This is a genomic window from Kribbia dieselivorans NBRC 106261 (assembly GCF_001552435.1).
GTDB classification, from domain to species: Bacteria; Actinomycetota; Actinomycetes; order Actinomycetales; family Dermatophilaceae; genus Kribbia; species Kribbia dieselivorans.
Map to the genome: position 1 here is coordinate 1 of NZ_BCRE01000276.1, position 1773 is coordinate 1773.

Here is a 1773-nt window from a genome sequence, read left to right on the forward strand (position 1 = left end):
GCGGCGTCGGCGTGCAGTTCCTCCCACGCGCTCCAGCGGCCGTCGCTGCGGGTGCGCACCCACGTCGTCAGATCGGGGCGGTTGCCGTCCCACGTCACGCCCATGACGGAGAACCGCGCGGTCGACTGGGTTCGGGTCATCGCCACGATGGTGCGTCCACGCCCGGGTGACGTCGAGGCGGGGGCGTCGGCCGCGGCGCTCCGCTTCGTGGTCGTCGCGCCGGCGTGCTCATCGGCCGGCACGTCCGGGGCGGCGGCGAGGGCGGCCTCGTCGACGTGGTCGAGCGCGATGGTGGCCGACGACGAGGGCACCGGCTTCGGGTCGGGTGCGGTGGGGAACGCCGAGGATGGCACGACGACGAGCATCGAGGCGATCACCCCGGCGATCGAGGTGCGAACAAGGACACGAGCGATGGACTTCACAGGAGGGACTCCGAGATCCGCTGGGGGCACGCCCGAGGTCGGGCTACGGCGCACCGGCTTCCAGCGCATGTCGCCGTGCGGCGAATCGCTGCCCACCGATCCGTGGCCACGGTAACGGCCCGGTGTCTCTTGGTAAAGCCGCAGGTCAGGGGCCCGTTGATCGTTCACCCAAAGTTTGCCTGCCCTCCAGCACCCACCCATCGGGCTCCCAGCCTCAGGTGTCGGCGCGCCCTTCCGGGTGTGCGAGGGAGTCCGGCGAGGTCAGGAAGCCCCACCCCCAGGACCAGTGCATGGTCGCCAGAACCGCCGGCACCCGCACCCGCGTGGCCCACTCCTCGTCGCGAGAGATGGCCAGGCCGCCCACGACGACTCCGGCCGCGTAGGCCAAGGGCACGAGCCGCGCGACGGGCACCTTGAGGCCGAGCACGGCGGCGACGGCCGTGCCGACGACCATCGCCGGCGGAGCGAGGTAACGCAGGTTCATCGTGCCCTCATGCCGCCGCGCAACGACACGACGCCAACGGCCGTACTGGTAGTACTGCTTCGCCAGTCGCTGGACGCTCGAGCGGGGCCGGTAGATGACGACGAGATCGGGGGTGAACCACACGCGTCCTCCGGTGGCGCGGATGCGGTGGTTCATCTCCCAGTCCTGGGCCCGGGCGAAGTGCTCGTCGTACCCGCCGACGCGGGCCAGTGCCTCGCGACGGAAGACGCCGAGGTAGACGGTGTCGGCCTCGCCCCCCTCGCCGCCGACGTGGAAGGCCGCCGACCCGACGCCGATCCGTGACTTCATCGCACACGCGACGGCGCGCTCGAAGTCGGTCTCGCCTTGGGCGTCCATGATGCCGCCGACGTTGTCCGCCCCGGTGGCCAGCAGGGTGCGCACGGCGGTGGTGACGTAGGTCGCGGGGATCTCCGAGTGCGCATCGACGCGCACGATCACACTGCCATTCGACGCGCTGATCGCCGCGTTGAGCCCCTGCGGGGTGCGCCCGGTCGGGTTGCGCACGGTATGCACCCGCGGATCGTCGTGGGCCAGGTTCGCCGCGACGGCGTCGGTGGCGTCGCGGCTCGGGCCCAGCGCGAGGATGAGCTCGATCGGACCGGGGTAGTTCTGGGCGAGCACCTGCTCGACCGACGCGGCGAGGTGCCGTTCCTCGTTGAGCACCGGCATGATCACCGACACCGCCGGCCAGGGGTCCGGCGGCGCGGCGGTGGGCTCTGGTTGGGGGGAGGTGGGGGACGTCACGGCCCCAGTATTGCGGGCGCGCCACACAGGAGTTGCCCAGCGCCACGCCCTACGCTGGAACGCATGCCAGACACGCCGGCGGATCCTCGCCGAAGCTCCGAG

2 protein-coding genes are annotated in these 1773 nt (G+C 71.9%); both read right to left on the reverse strand.

The genetic code is table 11. From position 1 onward, the window contains the following. The coding region (locus KD1_RS15825; protein WP_217995919.1) for a hypothetical protein at positions 1–518 on the reverse strand (518 nt) is incomplete at its 3' end. Positions 519–636: 118 nt separating this feature from the next. Further along, positions 637–1671, reverse strand: a complete 1035-nt coding sequence (locus tag KD1_RS15830; RefSeq protein ID WP_281177631.1) for a glycosyltransferase family 2 protein — start codon at positions 1669–1671, stop codon at positions 637–639. Between the last annotated feature and the right edge of the window lie 102 nt (positions 1672–1773).